The sequence below is a fragment of the Flavobacterium sp. KH_035 genome, assembly GCF_057839565.1.
Genome location: NZ_CM174492.1, coordinates 4,360,669 through 4,379,248, shown reverse-complemented (window position 1 = coordinate 4,379,248; position 18,580 = coordinate 4,360,669). Strand labels below are relative to the sequence as shown.

Genomic DNA, 18,580 nt, shown 5'->3' with positions numbered 1-18,580 from the left:
GGTTGTATTACAAATTAAACTTGTGAGGCCGAAACGGCGTTTTTTTGAAAGGCTTCGGCAGCCGGGAATTTAGCCCAATACCATTCTCTGTAACAGAAGTTCAGATTGGCTTTTTTGTGCGGCATTTCGATGACTTTCTGAATTTTAAATCCAACGTGAGCCTTGTTCATCATCGAAGCGATGGAGTCTACAGAACCTTCACCCACCATTTTACCTACTTTAGCTTCGCTCAAAACAAAATCCATCATAGACTGCGTTGCCGGAGAACCGTATTTTAGTTTCGGATCGGTTGGTGCGATAAATTGGTGTGTTCCGTAATCGGAGGGAAGTACGTCATAGTATTCTCCAACAATGTCACGACATGGCCAGTACACTTCAATATTAAAAGTTGGAACCCCGTTGGCCTCTCCGATATAACTGTGAGAGTGACCTCCCGGAAGCATGGTGCGGTAAAATACCTCCAACTCACGTAGTGGCCAGTTCATCTGCCAGATTTTCAAAGCATGTTCGCGGTGAAACCACTCGTGAAGCATTTCCAGATCGTTGTCTACATCTACCGGACGCAGGCTGATTGTTACGTTGTCTTTCTCAAAAAAGCGGCTGAAAACCGTAGTGTTTGGTTTTGGCTGAATCAATTTTTTGGAGAAAAAGTGTTTGTTTAGCGGATTAGGATAAGTTTTGTATACCGCCGGATTGGTTCGTGGCGCACTGGCTTCGTCCATATTGTTTAAACTGGTTAGTAAATTTCCTTTTACGATTAGTTTGACACTGTTGGTAAAATGAGAAACCAAACCTGTTACATCTGAATCTTCTTCTTTTTTTAAGGCATCGTATATAAGATCCAATAATACCGTTTCGTCAGCAAGTTTGTTTTTACCCAAAGCGCTCACAATTCCTAACAAATGATTGATTAACAGATAATATCCCCAGAAATCGATAATTCTTTTTTCGGCAATAAAAGATCTGCTTTCTTTTCCAAAATCAGGAATTAAGCGTTCCAGTTCCGGTACGATTCCTTCGCGGAAAAAGTATCCCTGATTGTCTCTGAAATATAGTTTTGATGGAAACAGATTTTCATCAAATTCAACCATTACATTCTGTTGGTGAAATTCTGATCCAAATCCGTATTTATTAAAAACGCCAATCAAAGGAGTAAGACTAATATTCAGGTATTGTTTGAACCAGGCGATAGCAGTGTCAACTACTGTTGTATCTTGTCTTTTTGCCGATTCCTCAATCAGGGTTACGATTCTTGGCAGCTCATTCAAAATGTTATCCTGAGACAAAGCGGCAACCAGTGTTACATTTTTGTTGGCGTTGGCTCCATGAAAAGGATTTTGACGAATACTAGTACTGAAACCGTCGATAATTTTATCTTCAAAAACCACCGTGATGAATGCAGGATCGGTAATCAGCTGAATTTGTGGATAGTCTTTCTGAATACCTTTTCCCCAATCTGTTTTCATCAACTGCGCTGCATCATAACCACGATTAAGTTCATGTGGATAATTGACACGGAATGAGTTGGTGATTTTCACATGCAGTGAGAATTTATACATCCATTCGCTTTCATCATTGTACACGGTACGAACCGATGAGGTTGCTGCATAGGAAGGACCAAATTGCCCCAGATTGAAAAGCAGTTGTCTGGATTGCATTTCTTTCACCTCTTTTTGCTCTAATAAATAGTTGGCTTCCCAAGGGTGTGCAGGTATCACTTTGTATTGCGAATAAAAATCCAGTAATTCTTTGGCATTTTTATTGGCATATTTTGAAATTTCATTTCTCAGATAATCAGTGATCAGATAGTCTTCGGCACTTTTTTCGATAACATTTTCAGGATGCACCAGGAAAAAGTGTAACGGAAATTGCCCCTCGGTTTCAGGAGAATATTTAAGCAATTCGTCTTTGGTAAATCCTTCTCTGCTTTTGGGCAACGGATGTACCGTATGTCCTAAAATCAACGATTGTTCAGCTGATATAAAAGTTTGTTCCGGGTTGCTGGCGTTGCGGCCGCTATTTTTATAATGCTCCAGATAAAGTGCCAGATTGTCAATACTGTTTTCCATACGTTTTTGTGTAGGAAGCGGATCAATATCCGGATATTCTGCTTTGCAATACCCCGCAACAATTTCTGTAAACGCGATAGGATTTATTTCTCTGAATTCATCCGTTGCAATAGTGCGGGATACTATCGGAAAGCCAAAAGCATGAACGCCACTTTCGGAAAAGTAAACCAAAGGAGCAAAAACTTCCTGGCCAACAGTGCTAAAGTCAAATCGAAGAAAAGAGCTGTGATCGATAGTCTGCATAAATTCAGCCAAAGCAGGGTCGTATTTCGGAACACCTTCGTATTGGCTCCAGTTGCTGAATTCTCTGCAATAACAGTTGAGGAGGGATTTGTAATTTACTTGTTCGGCAAGTTGTTTAAAATTAGTTAAGTCTGTGGTATTCATCTCCGTTTTGTTTTATGAGGTTAAGAATGTTTTTAATATCATTTAGGGTTGTAAGGGGATTTAAAATGGTGAATTTCAAATAGAATTCTCCATCTACTTTGGTGCTGGCTACCAGAACTTCGCCGCCAAAAAACAGTTTCTCTTTGATGTATTTGTTGACTTCGCAAGAATTAGATTCAGCCGGTCCGTCGAGATATCGGAAGAGTAAAATACCAATATCAGAGTGGCATAACAGTTCAAAATTAGGATCGGCTTCGATATAGGCAGCGGTTTGTTGGGTAGTTTCGATCAGAGTCTCCGTAAATTGTCCGAGCTTTTTCTTGCCCATATAACGAAGGGTAAACCAAAGTTTCAAAGCATCAAAACGACGAGTAGTCTGAACAATCGATTTGTTAACCTGAGCTGGAAGCGCATCGTAATTTTGCTCTTTAGGATTCAGATAATCAGCGTGATGCTTGATCAAATTGAGGTGAAGTTTATTTTTAACAATAAACGCACTGCTGCTTACCGGCTGGAAGAATGATTTGTGATAATCGACGGTTACAGAATCAGCCAGTTCTATACCGTTTAATAAATACCTTTGTTTCTCTGTTAAAAGTAATCCGCATCCATAGGCAGCATCTACATGAAGCCATAAATTGTGTTGGCTGGCAATAGCGGCAATTGTTTTTAACGGATCGATATTACCAAAATCGGTTGTACCGGCCGTAGCGGTAATGGCAATTGGAATGTTTCCTTTTTTAATTTCGTCAGCGATCGCCTTTTCGAGTTTTTCCGGATCCATACGGTATCTTTTGTCTACACCCACATTTACAATAGCTTGTTCTCCGAGACCTAAAACCCAGGTGGTTTTATGATTGCTGAAATGCGCTTTATCAGAAACAAAAATCCTGTACTTGTGGGCATCAGGAGGAAGTCCTTCCATTTTAATATTCCATTTTTGATATTGCATGGCATAGTAATCTCTCGCCAGAAGCAGCCCCATTAAATTACTTTGAGATCCTCCTGCTGTAAAAACGCCATCGCCTTGTGTATAACCCACCTGTTCGCTGGTCCAGTCAATTAACTTTCTTTCTATAAAAGTTCCGCCGGCGCTTTGGTCATAAGTATCTTGTGATGAATTGATGGCACTTATTAGAATTTCTGCTGCTAGTGCAGGTATTACCACAGGGCAATTTAGGTGTGCAATATATTCCGGAAGGTGAAAAGCAGTGGCGTGGTTCACATAAAGTTCGTCTACTTCGTTCAATAGACTTTCGTAATCGGGTAGGGGTGTTTCAAAATCTATTTCTTCAACTTTAGCCCTTATTTCTTCCGGTCTGATTCCACTGAACGGTTTTCGATTGTTTTTTAAGAAATTCGAAACGCGTTCCTGTGCCAATTTCATTGCCTGTGCATATTCCGGACCGGAATTTTGATGGAAAATGTCTTTGTAAAAATCCTGGTCCTGCTGGACTTCTCTGTCGAATGTCTCCTTACGGATCAATGTGGTATTCATAAAATAGTTGTTTTAAGGGGTTTAAGTTATTTTTCAGTCGAGGTAGACGACTTTTTTAGATAGTGGGGTTCTCTTTTTCTTTGAAGGTTTTAAGGCTTCGGGATAATAACCGAGATAAAGAAGTCCTAATGATTTTTCATTTTCAGAGAGGCCAAATTTTGCAACATAATCGATGGCTACTCCTTTGGTACTCCAGTAACTGCCAATTTTATGCGCACTGCAGCTAAGCGCTATATTTTGCACAGCAGAAGAGACTGCTGCAATTTCTTCCCATTCAGGTAAGGCAATTTTGGTGTTTTTCACCATGACTACTCCAATCATACAGGCTGCATTGAGCGGATAATTTTCGAGATACGAAAGCTTGTCTTTTTGATCTTCGGGAGATAATTCATTATAGAAATCTCTGTAATAGTGAGCCATATATTCGCCGTACTTTTTCAAATATTTGCCCCTAAAAACGATAAACCTCCAGGGTTCTGTCATTTTATGGGTAGGAGCCCAGGTGGCATTCGTCAAAATTTCTTCAAGCAATTGATCCGGTAATTCTCCCTTGATAAACTGATTGGCATAGACGCTTCTCCTGTTACGGATGTTCTTCGAAATTTTGTTTAATTTATAAGAAGAGTCTGATAGCTTGATTTTACTGAGGTTGTTCTTAATTTTCATTTATTTTGGAAATTTTTCTAAGAAAATTCTTTTTTATTTTGGCCAAATAAAAATAAATTTGTAAGTAATTTTTATTTAGAATGAATAAGAATAGTGTGAAACAAAAGTATAAATTAATCTGATAGAAAAAAATGTTTTTTTAAAAATTTATACGAATGACCGTACACTTGTCTTTGAATCTCTTTGATTGTTATAGATTAATGTACTGATTGTAAGTGATTTGTGTTTTGAGGTTTAAAGTCTTTTTACAGCTATTATTAAATTGTAAAAAAGAAGTTACGTGTAATTTACACAGATAAAAAGAGAGGCAAGAATACTTGTTTTGTTTTAGATTCTTACAAGAAGTTAAAAAAGGAGAGCAGACCAGCAGGGAAGGAGCATTTAGCCTGGTTTTAGGAAGTTTTTAGCAAAATTTTAATGGAATTATTCTCGTCCATTTTGAAATAGAAAAGGGTTTGGAATTTTGGAATTTTGAAGTTTTTTTTTGAGTAAAAAAGGCTTAGGATGTATCAATTTAATTTTGAATTGAGAATAGTTGTTCTAAATTAACTTTTAAACTTGATAAAATGCTTTAATTTTTAGTTTTGAATGTGATAATTGTGATTTTTGTTGCTATAAATAAGTAAAGTCATAAAAGTTAATAGCTTCTTGTTGTAAGTGTAAAATTATTTTGCGACATCGTTTAAATTTGTGAAGTGCGAAAACTCATTATATACCTGTTCATCTTTTTAATTGTATCCAATATTGGGTTCTTTCAGCAGTTTTATAAATTGCCGATATTGCTCGAGCATTTTAAGGAACATCAGCAAAGGCATGATATCAGTTTTTTTGATTTTTTAGAAATGCATTATTGGGGAGAAGATTTAAAAGACAATGATTCTGATCGTGATATGCAGCTTCCGTTTAAGAACATATCCGGACCTTACGTACAGTTGGTGTTTGTTCCGCAGGACAAACCCATATTTTATATTCCTTTTACTGTTGGATTTTCACAATCGGGTACAATTCCTTATACCTCAGATTTGTATTCAAATCCTTCCTTGTTTTCGGTATTTCGCCCTCCTATAGCCTAATTTGATTTTATAGAATTTTTATTGTGGTTAAGACATTTTTGATGTTTTAGCCCTGGCATTACTATATTCAAATAAATTAAATTATGCTTAATAAGATCATACAATTCTCAGTTAAAAATAAACTGGTAATTGGGATCTTCACGTTGCTATGGATTATCTATGGCGTGTTTGAAGTAACCCGTTTACCTATTGATGCCGTTCCTGACATCACCAACAATCAGGTACAAATTATTACAACGGCCCCGTCTTTGGGGGCAGAAGATGTAGAGCGTTTAATTACATTTCCAATAGAACAGGCAATTAGCAACATCCCGCAGCTTAAAGAGAGCCGTAGTATTTCGCGTTTTGGACTTTCGCTGGTTACGATTGTTTTTGCAGACGATACAGATGTGTATTGGGCCCGCCAGCAAGTTACAGAACGATTGCAGAAAGTAGAAATCGCAGAGAATGCTAGTATTCCTGAAATGGCGCCGGCAACAACAGGTTTGGGGGAAATTTACCAGTATGTTTTGAAACCGCAACCCGGATATGAAACAAAGTATTCTCTGGAAGATTTGCGTACTATTCAGGATTGGACCATTAGAAGACAGCTTTTGGGAACCCCTGGAATTGCAGATGTCGCTACTTTTGGAGGGAAATTAAAGCAGTATGAAATTGCCGTTAATCCGTCACGCTTAAAAGCACAAAACCTGACTATAAAAGAGGTTTTTACAGCATTGAACAGTAATAACGAAAATACTGGTGGCGCGTATATTGAAAAAGGCCCAACGGTACTGTACATCCGAAGTGTCGGACTAACCCGAAACATCAAAGACATTCAGAATATTATTGTCAAAAATACACAGGCCGGAACTCCTATTTTAATCAAAGATATTGCAGAAGTAAAAATGTCTTCGGCCATACGCTACGGAGCCTTAACGACAGCTGATATTGGCGAATCGGTTGGTGGAATTGTAATGATGCTTAAAGGAGAGAATGCCAATAATGTTATCGTAAATGTCAAAAAACGAGTTGCCGAAATTGAGAAGATCTTACCCAAAGGTTTGAAAATAGAACCTTTTTTAGATCGTACAAAAATGGTAGATAATGCCATTGGGACTGTTCAGAAGAATCTTATCGAAGGCGCCTTGATTGTAGTCCTTGTTCTGGTACTTTTTCTAGGGAATTTAAGAGCAGGTTTTATTGTGGCTTCGGTAATTCCGTTAGCGATGCTTTTTGCTATTATCATGATGAACACCTTTGGCGTGAGCGGCAATTTAATGAGTCTGGGGGCGCTTGATTTTGGTTTGATTGTCGATGGTGCGGTAATTATTGTGGAAGCCATTTTACATCATATTCATTCTGCTAAAAAATACAAAGAAATCGATTCTATTTCACAAGAGGAGATGGATAAAGAAGTAACTGGTTCGGCAGGACGTATGATGAATGCAGCAGTATTCGGACAGATTATTATTCTGATTGTTTATTTGCCGATATTGTCTTTAGAAGGTATTGAAGGTAAAATGTTCAAACCAATGGCACAAACCGTAGCCTTTGCTATTTTGGGTGCTTTTATATTATCGCTTACTTATGTTCCGATGGTGAGTGCTTTGTTTATTAGCAAGAAAGTCAGCCACAAGCCCAATTTGTCGGATCGGATAATGGCAAAACTTGAATTTTACTATGAAATTGGATTGTCGAGAGCATTACAAGTCCGAAGAGGAATTGTGATTTCGGCATTTGTGCTGTTTGGTATTGCCTTATTCATTTTTAGCCGAATGGGAGGGGAATTTATTCCACAGCTTGAAGAAGGTGATTTTGCGGTAGAAACCCGTTTATTACTGGGGACAAACTTGTCGACCACGACAGCTACTATTCAGAAAATTTCGACAGCCTTGAAAAATAGGTATCCCGAGGTAGAAAAAGTAGTTTCCAGAATTGGTAGTGCGGAGATTCCAACAGATCCGATGCCTATAGAAGGAGGAGATATGATTATTGTATTGAAAGACAAGTCAGAATGGACAAGTGCTTCTTCGTTTCCTGAACTGGCCGATAAAATGACGCAAACGGTTAAAGAGGTTGCACCCGGAGTTACGACCGGATTTCAGTTTCCGGTTCAAATGCGTTTTAACGAATTGATGACGGGCGCAAAGCAGGATCTGGTTTGTAAAATTTATGGTGAAGATCTCGATAAACTGGCAAAATATGCCGAACAGTTGGGCGCTATTAGTACCACCGTAGAAGGTGCTACAGATCTTTATGTAGAGAAAGTTACCGGAATGCCACAAATCGTTATTGATTATGATTGGGCAGAAATGGCGAAGTACGGAATTTATGTTTCGGATATCAATCAAACTGTAAATGCCGCTTTTGCAGGCGCTGTAGCAGGAAGCATTTATGAAGGAGAAAAAAAGTTTGATATGGTGGTGCGCGTGGAAGCCAGTGGACGAAAAGACATTGAAGATGTTCGCAATTTATTGATTGCAACCCGTTCCGGAATGCAGATTCCGTTGTATCAGGTCGCTTCTGTAAAAGAAGTGGAAGGTCCGAATCAGATTCAGCGTGAGGATGCGAAAAGAAGGATTATTGTTGGTTTTAATGTGAGAGGGAGAGACGTCGAATCTATTGTCGAAGAATTGCAGAAAAAAGTAAACAGTCAGATCAAATTTGAGCCTGGTTATTATATTACCTATGGAGGTACTTTTGAAAACCTGCAACAGGCAAAATCCCGTCTGGGAGTTGCGGTTCCGGCCGCTTTGTTTATGATTTTGGCATTGCTGTATTTTGCGTTCAGATCGTTTAAAGAAGGAATTATCATTTTTACAGCTATTCCGTTATCGGCAATCGGCGGTGTGTTTGGGCTGGCTTTGCGCGATATGCCGTTTAGTATTTCGGCCGGAGTTGGTTTTATTGCACTCTTTGGGGTAGCCGTTTTGAACGGAATTGTTTTAATCTCCGAGTTCAACCGAATCCAGAAACAGGGCGAAATTACCGATCCGCTTCAAATTATTATTAACGGAACCAAAAACAGATTACGTCCTGTATTGATGACCGCCGCGGTAGCCTCTTTAGGTTTTTTACCAATGGCTTTAAGCAATGGTGCAGGAGCAGAGGTACAGCGCCCGCTTGCAACTGTTGTGATCGGCGGATTGATTACAGCTACTTTGCTTACGCTCTTTGTACTTCCTGCTATTTATTTAATGACGTATCATACCAAAGTTTTTTCGAAAAAAATTAAAAAACACAAGATGAATAAGCTGACTTTACTAGTGCTGGCTTTGTTTCTTACCTTTTCGGTACAGGCACAGGAAGCGCCAATATCTCTTGAAGAATCGCTATCAATAGCGCTTCAGCATAACAGAAGAATTAAATCTTCACAACTGAATGAAAGATCAAAAGAACAGTTGGAAAAAACGGCTTTTGATCTTCCTAAAACAGCTATGAGTGCCGATTATGGTCAGTTTAACAGTGCCGTAAACGATACGCGTTTTGGCATCAGCCAGACTTTTGCATTTCCAACATTGTATACCAATCAGAAAAAAGCTTTGAAGGAAAATTACAATGCAGCAAAAGCAGAATCGCAGCTAACGGTGCAGCAGATTAAGTCGAATGTGAGGAACTTGTTTTATTACTATATCTGGTTAAGCAGTAAAAAGGATTTATTAGTTTATGCCGATTCGATTTACAGGTTAATGGAGCAGAAATCGGAGTTGCGTTATAAGACAGGGGAGACCAATGTACTGGAAAAAAGCGCTTCTCAATCGGCACGACAATTTTATACCAATCAGCTTACAATGGTCAATAAGGATATTGCTATTACGCTTAAAATGTTCAATACAGTTCTTCAGGATAATAAGGTTCATGTGCCTTTTTCTGAAACGATCAAGAATGATTTTGCTGTTTCCTTAAATGAAAATAAAAATACTGCAGCACTTCCTCAGGTACAACTTTCGCTTTATGAAGCTGAAGCGGCAAAGTGGAAATGGAAAACCGAACAGGCGAGATTAATGCCGGATGTTACAATAGGGTATAATAATTTGAGCATTATTGGTACACAAACGAGTGCTTCAGGTCAGGAAATTTATTATGATAACAGTCAGAGATTTAGTTATGTCAATCTTGGGTTGTCTGTCCCGTTATTTTTTAGCAGTCAGTCAGCTCGTAACAAGGCTGCCAAAGTAGAGTACGAAACGTATAAGATGCGGGCAGAAACGACAAAGATTGAAATGCAGACGGAGATTAGCAATGCAGAGAGTGAGATCGAAAAGTATAAAGAAAGCCTTTATTATTATGAAAATGAGGGACTAAAGAATGCAACAGTAATCATCGATGCGGCGAATAGTCAATTGGAAAATGGTGATATTGATTACCTGCAATGGGTGTTGGTGGTCAATCAGGCAATAACCATAAAAAATGAATATTTCGACAGGATTAACGATTACAATAAGGCCGTGATTAATTGGCAAACCCTTAATAATTTATAAGATAATGAAAATATATAGCAGCATCATTTTAGTTTTTCTAGGTCTGGTTTCCTGCCAGGGCGATAAGAAAGAACAACAAACTAAAAAAGAAATAACAGCCGAAAACAGTATTCAGTTTAGCGAGGCACAGGTTAAAAATGCAGGACTGGTGGTTGGTTCTCCGGAAGAACGAACAGTGAAAGGAATATTACAGCTTCAGGGAACGGTTACGGTACCGCCAAAAAGTGTGGTGACGGTAAGTATTCCTTTGGGAGGTTATATCAAAAAGACTGATTTAATGGCGGGAATGCACGTAAGAAAAGGGCAATTGCTGGCGGTAGTAGAGGATATGCAGTACATACAACTCCAACAGGATTATCTTACCGCAAAAGAAAAGTTTCAGTTGGCTCAAAGTGAGTTTAATCGTCAAAAAGAGCTTAATGCGAAAAAGGCCAGCAGTGATAAGTTGTTTGAGCAAACATCGACAGAGATGCAAACACAACGTATTTACATGGCATCGCTGGCACAAAAACTGGGATTGCTGGGCATTAATGTTAAAGCACTTACCGCTTCAACGATAAGCAAAACGGTTGCAATTCATTCGCCTATAAACGGTTTGGTTGCGAAGATTAATGTGAATGTAGGGAAATACATTTCGCCAACAGATATGCTTTTTGAGCTAATCGAAATGAGCGACATTGTGCTGGTCATGAATGCTTTTGAAAAAGACGTAAACCTGCTTTCGGTTGGACAGACTGTTACGGCTTATACCAATGCTAATCCGTCTAAAAAGTACAAGGCGAAAATTGCTTACATCAATCAAAGTCTGAATGACGATCGTGCAGCAGAGGTGATTTGTAAAGTGAATCAATATGAAAAGTCATTAATTCCGGGACTTTTTATTAATGCTGAGGCAGAGTTTGATAGCGAAAAAACACTTACAGTTCCGGAAGATGCGGTAGTAAGATGGCAGGGTAAGTTTTTTGTTTTTTTGAAAACTGGCGGGCATAATTTTAAAATGGTTCCAATTGAATTGGGTACTGCCAGTGAAGGATATCGTCAGATTAAATCTTCGGTTATCAATACTTCTTCGGCTATTATAATCAAAAATGCTTACACGCTTTTGATGGCTTTCAGAAACGGAGGAGATCAGTAATTTTAAGTTAAAAAGAATCCCCCAGCTCCATAGGGATTGGAACTGGGGGATCATAAAAAAATAAAACACAATCTTTAGAACGTATACCTCACTCCAAATTGTCCTTGGAATCTTGAGGCTAACTGATCTACAGTATAAGGTGATGTCGAAGGTTTTTGGAACGTATAGGTTGGATCGCCTGTAGCTACTCCGCCTAAATTTCCTGATTTTGTTAACCCAAGATTTGCTGTTGAATTGTAAGTGTTTGGAACAAAATAACTTCTTCCCCAATCTTTATTGATCAGGTTTCCAATATTTGCTACGCTGAACGAAAGCTGTAAGGTACCTACTTTGGTAATTTTAATTTCATCCATTAATTTTAAATCGGCCTGGATGTTCCATGGTGTTGTAGCACCATTTCTTTCTGTAAAGTTTCCTCTTCTGCTTTTCAAATAATCATTTCCGTTAATGAAAGCTTCGTAATCTGCTACCTGCTGTGCTGCTGTAGCCGATGGAACGCCTGCTGCATTTACACCAATGTATTTCGCTGCTTCTGTGGCATCTTTAAAAATATAAGCCAATCCTGCCGCCTGACCTGTTCCTGCAATAGTAGAGTTTACAAATCCCCATGAAAACGGATTTCCGGACTGAGCATTGAAATACACATTTGCCGAGAAGATATTGTTATCGGCTACTTTTACCGCATACCCAACATTGGAAACAATTCGGTGCTTGATGTTAAAGTTTGAAGTTGCTAATTGCGGATTGTTTGGTGTTAACGACTGGTTCATCTGGAAGTTACTCTCCATTGAGTTACGAATTCCATTGGTAATATCTTTAGAATTTCCGTAGGTATAAGCCACCATAAAGTTAAGACCAAAATCATACGTTTTTGAGATCATCTCAGTAATGCTGTATCGGTATCCTTTGCTAGTATTCGATAATAAATAGGCGTTAGAGAAAGCCGGATTTATATTGGCTGCATAAATTGGCATCTGGTGGTTGGTATCATAAGAAAAATAAGTTGGATTATCAGTCTTATTTACTTGTTGAAATTCAAGATCACGAATTACTTTGGTGTAAATACCTTCAGTCGTAAATTTATAGCCGTTGATGATTTTATCAATCGCAAGGGAGTTTCTTAAAACTGCTGGCATTTTGAATTTGTTATCAACCAGATCGGCCTGCACTTTTGGCGTTGCATCATGATAACCGTTCAATCCATTGTTTGCCAAAGGATCACCTGCTGCTGCAACCTGTGCCGGAGTAAGATTGTTTTTGTCATAACTTCCGTAACCTACACCATCATTGTAGTAAGCATATCCTAGCCATGCAAATGGAATTCTTCCTGTAAATACTCCAGATCCACCTCTAATAACAAGTGTTTTGTCCTCGTCGACATTGTATGTAAATCCAATTCTTGGAGAAACTAATGCTGTACTGAAAAAGTTGTTTTTAATCTGACTTAATGGGGTATAGTTATAAGTGTTACCATAATTGGCATCAGCTGGAGAGTTTTGTACCTGCGGGCTTAATTTAGGTTTGTTAGGTAGGTCTGTGTAGTCTATTCTCACACCAGGAGTAACTTTAAGTTTGTTGCCAATTCTGATTTCATCCTGTACATAAACACTGTATAGGTTTACTTTAAATTGCGCATAAGGATTGTTGAAGATCTGATCTCTTGTTGAACCGTCGAAAGGGTAGGTACCGCGAACACGGGTAGGAAGTTTGCTGTAGAAATCTGTCAGAGATTTGTAAGATACTCTTCCGTTAAGGGCGTTTACAAATCCGTAATTGATATCGTAAAACTCATTGTGTGTACCAAACAACAAGGTGTGGTTTCCAGTTTTGTAAGTAAGATTATCCGTGATTTCGGCCGTGTTTTGTTTCATATTGAATACTGTTGCCTCACGATCGTTTCCTAAAAAGATCGTTCCTCCGTTATAACCAATTTCAGTTTGGGGAAACATGATATTGCCTGATTTTGGATCGCGATAATCTTTAATAGCCGAATAGCTGGCAATGAACGAGTTGGACCACTGGCTGTTAAAATGGCTTTTAAGTTCTAAAACGGTACTGATGGATTGGTTTTTTTGCGTAAAATCCATGCTGGAGAACCTGAAGTTTGCTGCATCACGCTCTAAGTTGGAAGCTTGAGAGATTACAGTATTGTTTCTTAATGATAAAGAGTGTTTTTCATTAATTTTCCAGTCTAATTTGTTGAAGAATTTTTGACTCTTTGCAAAGTTGTTGTACCCACCGAAAGTTCCGGTGTCAAATCCGTAGTTTGTTTTAACGAAGTCCGAGATTTGTTGTGCAGTAGTGTTGTCTACCAGTGAAGTTAATTTTCCGTTAGAATCTGTTTGTCCCGCATTGTAAAATAAAGGATCTGTTCTTTCTGCATATTCCATATTGGTAAAGAAGAACAATTTATCTTTAACGATTGGTAAACTCAATCGGAATCCAATTTGATAATCACCAAACGAATTTGGCATTTTAGAACCGTCACCGGCATTGTTGCGGCCTGTAATAGCTGCATTTCTGCCATAACTGTAAATCGATCCACTCACATTATTGGTACCGCTGCGGGTAACGGCATTTACGCTTCCGCCTAAAAAGTTTCCTAGTTTAATATCGTAAGGAGCAATATAAACCTGAATATCCTGTATTGCATCAAGGCTTATAGAATTTGAACGTGTACTGCTTCCCGGCATCCCTGAAGTCCCTGATTGTCCTCCTAAAGACGGACTAAAACCAATGGCATCATTGTTTATTGAACCGTCGATGGTGACGTTGTTGTATCTGAAATTGGTACCGGCAAAAGAGTTATTGGAGCTTTGAGGTACCAGTTTTGTAACATCTTGTATTCCTCTGTTGATTAACGGAAGACCATTTACCTGTTTTTCATTAATATTGGTTCCGTTATTTTTAGAAGAAGGTTTAGAGCTTGTAATGACAACTTCTTCTAATACATTACTGTCGGCTTTGCCAACTATTATTATCGGCAGGTCGTTATCGCCAAGTGCTAAGTGAATTTGTGCGTTAGAATAATCTTTAGTAGAGGCACTTTTAATTTCTAATTCGTAAGGTCCGCCGGCATTTAAATTTTCGAAACTAAATCTACCTTGTTTGTCAGTTGTAGCTTTATACACTGCATTGGTAGGTAAATGTGTTAAAATAACCTCCGCGCCAGTAAGCAGGCTTGTGCCATCATTAACTTTTGCAGATAATGAAGAGGTTGTAATTTGAGCAAAAATGTTTCCCATGGCAAGGAGCATTACAGCCGAAAAAAAGAGTTTTAGTTTTGTCATTGATTTTTAGTTTTTATTTGACAAAGAAACTCCGTTTGTTTTGATCGGATTTAATGCTTTTGTTAACTTAAAATGATAAAAATATATAGTGTTAACTTAAAATTATCAAGGGGTTATGGTTTTAAAACATTCTAAGCCTTTAAAATCAATGGTTTGTGTAAGTGGTTAAAAATAAAAAGATTAGAGCTGTATTTAAAGTAGATTAGAGAAAGATTAGAGTGTTAAGCAAAGGTTACCAACTGCAAAAATTGGTCGTATTAAATCCTGATATAGTGGTGAAAAAACGAAATAATTTAGGGAAATACTAAAGTAATTGATGTGCCTTTTCCGATTGTAGAATCGACCCTAACTGTAATATGGTGCAGTTTGAGTATTTGCATGGTAATAAAGAGGCCTAACCCTTGCCCTTGTATGTGACGGGTATGATCGCTTCTGAAAAAAAGATCAAAAATAGCTTCCTTATCCTGTTCTTTAATTCCCGGGCCCCGGTCTGTAACTTGTATCAAAAGTTTATTTTCCTCTGAGAGCGCAAAAATAGTTACCGGTTCAGGAGACGAGAATTTAATAGCATTGTCCAGAATATTGTAAAGCGCTATAAAAAGCATGTGTTTATTGGCATAAATCGAAAGTAAATTTTCGTGTTCTGCCAGCGCACTCAGATCTACCGAAACTTTTGATTCGGGATATTCGATTGCTTTCTTTTCGAGAACATTCCATAGTATTTCGTCGATCCTTACTGTTTCCATTTGCTGCGGCTCAGACAGTTCAAGTCCCGATAATACAAGAAGCCCTTCTAAAGTTGACTTTAAGTGCAGGGTGTCTTTTCTTAGTGATTTTAAGATCTCTTCATACTGCTCATTGGTTCTGGGTTGTTGCAGGGACACATCAATATCTCCTATAATTATAGTTAAGGGAGTTTTAAGTTCGTGTGACGCATTTTTCAGGAAATTTTTTTGTGTCATAATTCCGGTTTCGAGTCTTTCTAAAAGGTAATTGAAAGTGGTAACCAGTTCTTTAATTTCGTCTTTCCCATGAGCTTGCTGCACTTCTAATCTCGAATGCAGGTTTTCGGTAGTGATAGTATTCACTTTTGCTATGACATCTGCAAAAGGACGGAACGTTTGTTTGGCTAAGAATGTTCCTAAAAGATAGTTTAAGGGAATACCTGCCAGATAAAAAAGAATAAACATTAGGCCCAGAATTTCAAGCTGTCGATTACCGGTGTGATTGATACCGGAGACTACAATTATAAAATCGCCCTGATTGTCTTTGTAAAATAAACCTACAAACTGCCTGTTCTTTATGGTAAACGATTCTATTTTATTTTTTACAATACTATTCAGATCGTGATCTGTTAGCTGAATGTCAATAGAATCCTTTAAATAAAGCTTTTTTGTTTTGGCATCGTAAACACGTATCGATTCGTTGTTGATTCGGTGGTACTGAACTTCAATCTGATGGTATCGTTCGTTTGTAAATTCTTTTATTTCATCCTTCTTAAAATAAAATAAAGCAGCAGTCAAGGCATGATCTTCAAGATTGTCATAATAAAGATCTTTCATATGACTTCTGAAAAGCAGGAAGGATCCGGTCATGAGTAATCCGACGATAAAAGCAAAAAGCAATGTAGAATTTACAGCTAACTTATTTTTAAGATTCATAACGCTTTAGGTCTGTTTATATATGTGAGATGTGAAATGTGAAATGTAAGATGTGAAAAGTGAAAAGTGAAAAGTGAAAAGTGAAAAGAATTGATTATAGAATAAACATCTGGCCTTGCAGATTAATCTGAGTTAGACAGTCTTATCATCTTATATTTTACATTTCACATCTTACATTTCACATCTCACTTTTCATATTTTTAGCTCTTCTGCTTCAACATATACCCGGTTCCTTTTATCGTATGAATAAGTGGAGTAGGGAAGTTCTTGTCGATTTTATTTCGCAGATAATTAATATACACGTCAACAGTATTGGAGGTACTGTCAAAATCAATATTCCAGACGGCTTGTGCAATTGCGACTCTTGATAATGCGGTTTCTCGGTTTTTCATAAAGAAAATTAAGAGTTTAAGTTCTCTTGACGAAAGGTTGAGCTCTTTTCCGTCTCTTGTTGCACTTTGTTCTTTCATATTAATTTCGATTCCGGCATAGGACTGAAAATCGAGAATTCCGGTACTGAATTCGGCACGACGAAGCTGTGCATTAATTCGGGCTAGAAGTTCTTCAAACAAAAAGGGTTTGGCGAGGTAATCATCGGCTCCGGATTGAAGACCTTTTACTTTTTCCTGTGGTGTATCGAGTGCACTTAAAATTAGTATAGGTACTATAATTTTTCTGCTTCGTAAAACTTCGCAAACTTCAAAGCCGGTAATGTCCGGAAGCATGATATCAAGAATAATGATATTGTACTCATTTTCCATGACTTCCCTAATGGCTTCAAAACCTTTGGTAATGGTTTTAACTTCATACAAATGTTCTTCTAGTCCTCTTGTAATAAAAGAGGCAACTCTGGGATCGTCTTCAACTAATAACACTCTGTTCATATTCGAAATGTAATTGAGGTGTAATACCTCTTAAGTAATAAAGTAATTCTTATGATGCGTTACCGGATTTATTTTTTTATCGTTTAATTCTAATAAGGTGTTTTCGATCATTTCAGACATAGCATCCAGTGCCAGATCGTTAGGCTGTAATCCGAAAGGGTTTTCGAGTTCGTCGGCAATTGCTTCGAGTGCTACAAAAGTATAAGCTATAAAGACAATGATAAACGGCGTAATCCAACCCATAGTTTCGACAAAACCAAAGGATAATAAGAAACAATAAATGTAAACCGTTCGGTGCAATAATACGCTATAGGTATAGGGGATAGGAGTACCGGCAATTCGCTCACAACCGCCAACAATATCTGACAGTTTATTTAGATTTTCTTCAAAAGCCAGCTGTGTGACACTGTCTATTTTGTTTTCTGTTTTTGCGTTTTTAACCCAAAGTCCCAGTTCTTTTAAAATGATTATTGGTTTGTACCGAACTTCTTGCAATTGCTCTGCGAGTTCTTTGGGAAGCAAGCGATTCATATCGGTTGCAGAATTGGTTTCTCTAAGTTGGTGTTTGAGGCTGTATACAAATGCAATAAGTAGGTTCGTAAAGTTTTCGCGTTTGGCTTCGTACTCCTGATCAGGGATAAGTGTGATGCTTTGTCGGGCAAGAGAGCGGGTATCATTGAGTAATGCACCCCAAAGTTTTCGCCCTTCCCAAAAACGATCGTAACTCACACTGTTTCTGAAACCGAGGAAAATAGCCAGCGCAATTCCAAATAATGTAAAAATAGCAGGATTGATGTGCAGATTATACTGAATGAGCCAGGGTTTAAAATAAACGACGACAAAGGAAAAAAACAGTAATAATAAAAGTCTAGGGAGAAGCTGTGGCAAAACGGAACCTCGCCATTCAAAGAGCATTTTAAACCAGGTATTCTTTTTCTTTATAATCATTGACGCTGATTAGATTTAATACCATAAAAGTAATTAAAAGTGCGGCCTCAAACAAAAAATGATAGAAATATATAAGGATTAAACGAGATCAGGCGTATAGATTGGAGTTTACTCTTTCGCCCTTACAGGGCTTTGATAGATTGTTTATTTATTTCATAGTGCGTTGCACTATGCTGTTGCCTTTGGGCTTTCAGCCCATCTTTGAGATTTAAATAAAGTATTGAGAATATTATTCGAGGCTGCAATATTTTTTACGATACAGTCTGATCTAAAAGATATTACTTTTCCAAACCAGCTCTGAAAGAGCTTAAGTAACAGTATAGCGCAACGTACTATGCTGTAAATTAAGGTTGACTATTACCCTGAAAGGGTAAAAGCAAATAGATATTTTACCTTTATCGATCGAACAGGTTTTAATCCAAAAAAAGCCGATTTCCCCCAAGAAACCGACTTTTTTAATTTTTCCCGAGCGGGAAAAGTAGTTGTTTAATATTTTTATTTGATAA

The 18,580-nt window shown here is 37.9% G+C and carries 10 protein-coding genes; 3 read left to right on the top strand and 7 right to left on the bottom strand.

Annotated features, from left to right (window positions below; all coding sequences use genetic code 11):
- Window positions 1-14 precede the first annotated feature (14 nt).
- Genes AC3IS6_RS17870 through AC3IS6_RS17860 form a run of 3 tightly spaced genes read right to left on the bottom strand, consistent with a single transcriptional unit; the run spans window position 15 to window position 4,620 of the window.
- Window positions 15-2,456 (bottom strand): GNAT family N-acetyltransferase, encoded by a 2,442-nt coding sequence (locus AC3IS6_RS17870; protein ID WP_489161350.1) that lies wholly within the window; start codon window positions 2,454-2,456, stop codon window positions 15-17.
- Window positions 2,434-3,954, bottom strand: a complete 1,521-nt coding sequence (locus tag AC3IS6_RS17865; RefSeq protein ID WP_489161348.1) for a pyridoxal phosphate-dependent decarboxylase family protein — start codon at window positions 3,952-3,954, stop codon at window positions 2,434-2,436. The genes AC3IS6_RS17870 and AC3IS6_RS17865 overlap by 23 nt, the downstream gene beginning before the upstream one ends.
- Before the next feature lie 33 nt (window positions 3,955-3,987).
- Entirely contained in the window at window positions 3,988-4,620 is a 633-nt protein-coding gene (locus AC3IS6_RS17860) for a nitroreductase family protein (protein ID WP_489161346.1), read from the bottom strand.
- A 695-nt stretch (window positions 4,621-5,315) separates the two neighbouring features.
- Here AC3IS6_RS17860 and AC3IS6_RS17855 point away from each other — a divergent pair.
- From AC3IS6_RS17855 to AC3IS6_RS17845, 3 genes are all read left to right on the top strand, one after another.
- The gene (locus AC3IS6_RS17855) at window positions 5,316-5,693 is read left to right on the top strand and encodes a hypothetical protein (RefSeq protein ID WP_263361022.1); all 378 of its coding nucleotides are present in this window, start codon (window positions 5,316-5,318) and stop codon (window positions 5,691-5,693) included.
- A gap of 83 nt (window positions 5,694-5,776) precedes the next feature.
- The gene (locus AC3IS6_RS17850; protein ID WP_489161344.1) at window positions 5,777-10,156 is read left to right on the top strand and encodes a CusA/CzcA family heavy metal efflux RND transporter; all 4,380 of its coding nucleotides are present in this window, start codon (window positions 5,777-5,779) and stop codon (window positions 10,154-10,156) included.
- A gap of 4 nt (window positions 10,157-10,160) precedes the next feature.
- Window positions 10,161-11,291 carry an efflux RND transporter periplasmic adaptor subunit gene (locus AC3IS6_RS17845; RefSeq protein WP_489161342.1) on the top strand — a complete coding sequence of 377 codons (1,131 nt, stop codon included), beginning with the start codon at window positions 10,161-10,163 and terminating at the stop codon, window positions 11,289-11,291.
- A gap of 74 nt (window positions 11,292-11,365) precedes the next feature.
- Here the strand turns inward: AC3IS6_RS17845 and AC3IS6_RS17840 are convergent, their stop codons facing one another.
- The 4 genes from AC3IS6_RS17840 to AC3IS6_RS17825 all read right to left on the bottom strand — a co-directional run bounded on the left by AC3IS6_RS17840 (window position 11,366) and on the right by AC3IS6_RS17825 (window position 18,074).
- The gene (locus tag AC3IS6_RS17840; RefSeq protein ID WP_489161340.1) at window positions 11,366-14,581 is read right to left on the bottom strand and encodes a TonB-dependent receptor; all 3,216 of its coding nucleotides are present in this window, start codon (window positions 14,579-14,581) and stop codon (window positions 11,366-11,368) included.
- A gap of 293 nt (window positions 14,582-14,874) precedes the next feature.
- A complete protein-coding gene (locus AC3IS6_RS17835; protein ID WP_489161339.1) occupies window positions 14,875-16,242 on the bottom strand; it encodes an ATP-binding protein in 1,368 nt (455 codons plus the stop codon).
- Between the two features lie 200 nt (window positions 16,243-16,442).
- On the bottom strand, window positions 16,443-17,126 hold the full coding sequence (locus tag AC3IS6_RS17830; protein ID WP_489161337.1) for a response regulator transcription factor: 684 nt from the start codon (window positions 17,124-17,126) through the stop codon (window positions 16,443-16,445).
- A gap of 30 nt (window positions 17,127-17,156) precedes the next feature.
- Window positions 17,157-18,074 carry a bestrophin family protein gene (locus AC3IS6_RS17825; protein ID WP_489161335.1) on the bottom strand — a complete coding sequence of 306 codons (918 nt, stop codon included), beginning with the start codon at window positions 18,072-18,074 and terminating at the stop codon, window positions 17,157-17,159.
- Window positions 18,075-18,580 lie beyond the last annotated feature (506 nt).

What these genes read in the sequence shown, in the direction of transcription:
- AC3IS6_RS17870 (WP_489161350.1), bottom strand. Translation starts at nt 2,456, where the DNA reads ATGAATACCACAGACTTAACTAATTTTAAACAACTTGCCGAACAAGTA.
- AC3IS6_RS17865 (WP_489161348.1), bottom strand. Translation starts at nt 3,954, where the DNA reads ATGAATACCACATTGATCCGTAAGGAGACATTCGACAGAGAAGTCCAG.
- AC3IS6_RS17860 (WP_489161346.1), bottom strand. Translation starts at nt 4,620, where the DNA reads ATGAAAATTAAGAACAACCTCAGTAAAATCAAGCTATCAGACTCTTCT.
- AC3IS6_RS17850 (WP_489161344.1), top strand. Translation starts at nt 5,777, where the DNA reads ATGCTTAATAAGATCATACAATTCTCAGTTAAAAATAAACTGGTAATT.
- AC3IS6_RS17845 (WP_489161342.1), top strand. Translation starts at nt 10,161, where the DNA reads ATGAAAATATATAGCAGCATCATTTTAGTTTTTCTAGGTCTGGTTTCC.
- AC3IS6_RS17840 (WP_489161340.1), bottom strand. Translation starts at nt 14,581, where the DNA reads ATGACAAAACTAAAACTCTTTTTTTCGGCTGTAATGCTCCTTGCCATG.
- AC3IS6_RS17835 (WP_489161339.1), bottom strand. Translation starts at nt 16,242, where the DNA reads ATGAATCTTAAAAATAAGTTAGCTGTAAATTCTACATTGCTTTTTGCT.
- AC3IS6_RS17830 (WP_489161337.1), bottom strand. Translation starts at nt 17,126, where the DNA reads ATGAACAGAGTGTTATTAGTTGAAGACGATCCCAGAGTTGCCTCTTTT.
- AC3IS6_RS17825 (WP_489161335.1), bottom strand. Translation starts at nt 18,074, where the DNA reads ATGATTATAAAGAAAAAGAATACCTGGTTTAAAATGCTCTTTGAATGG.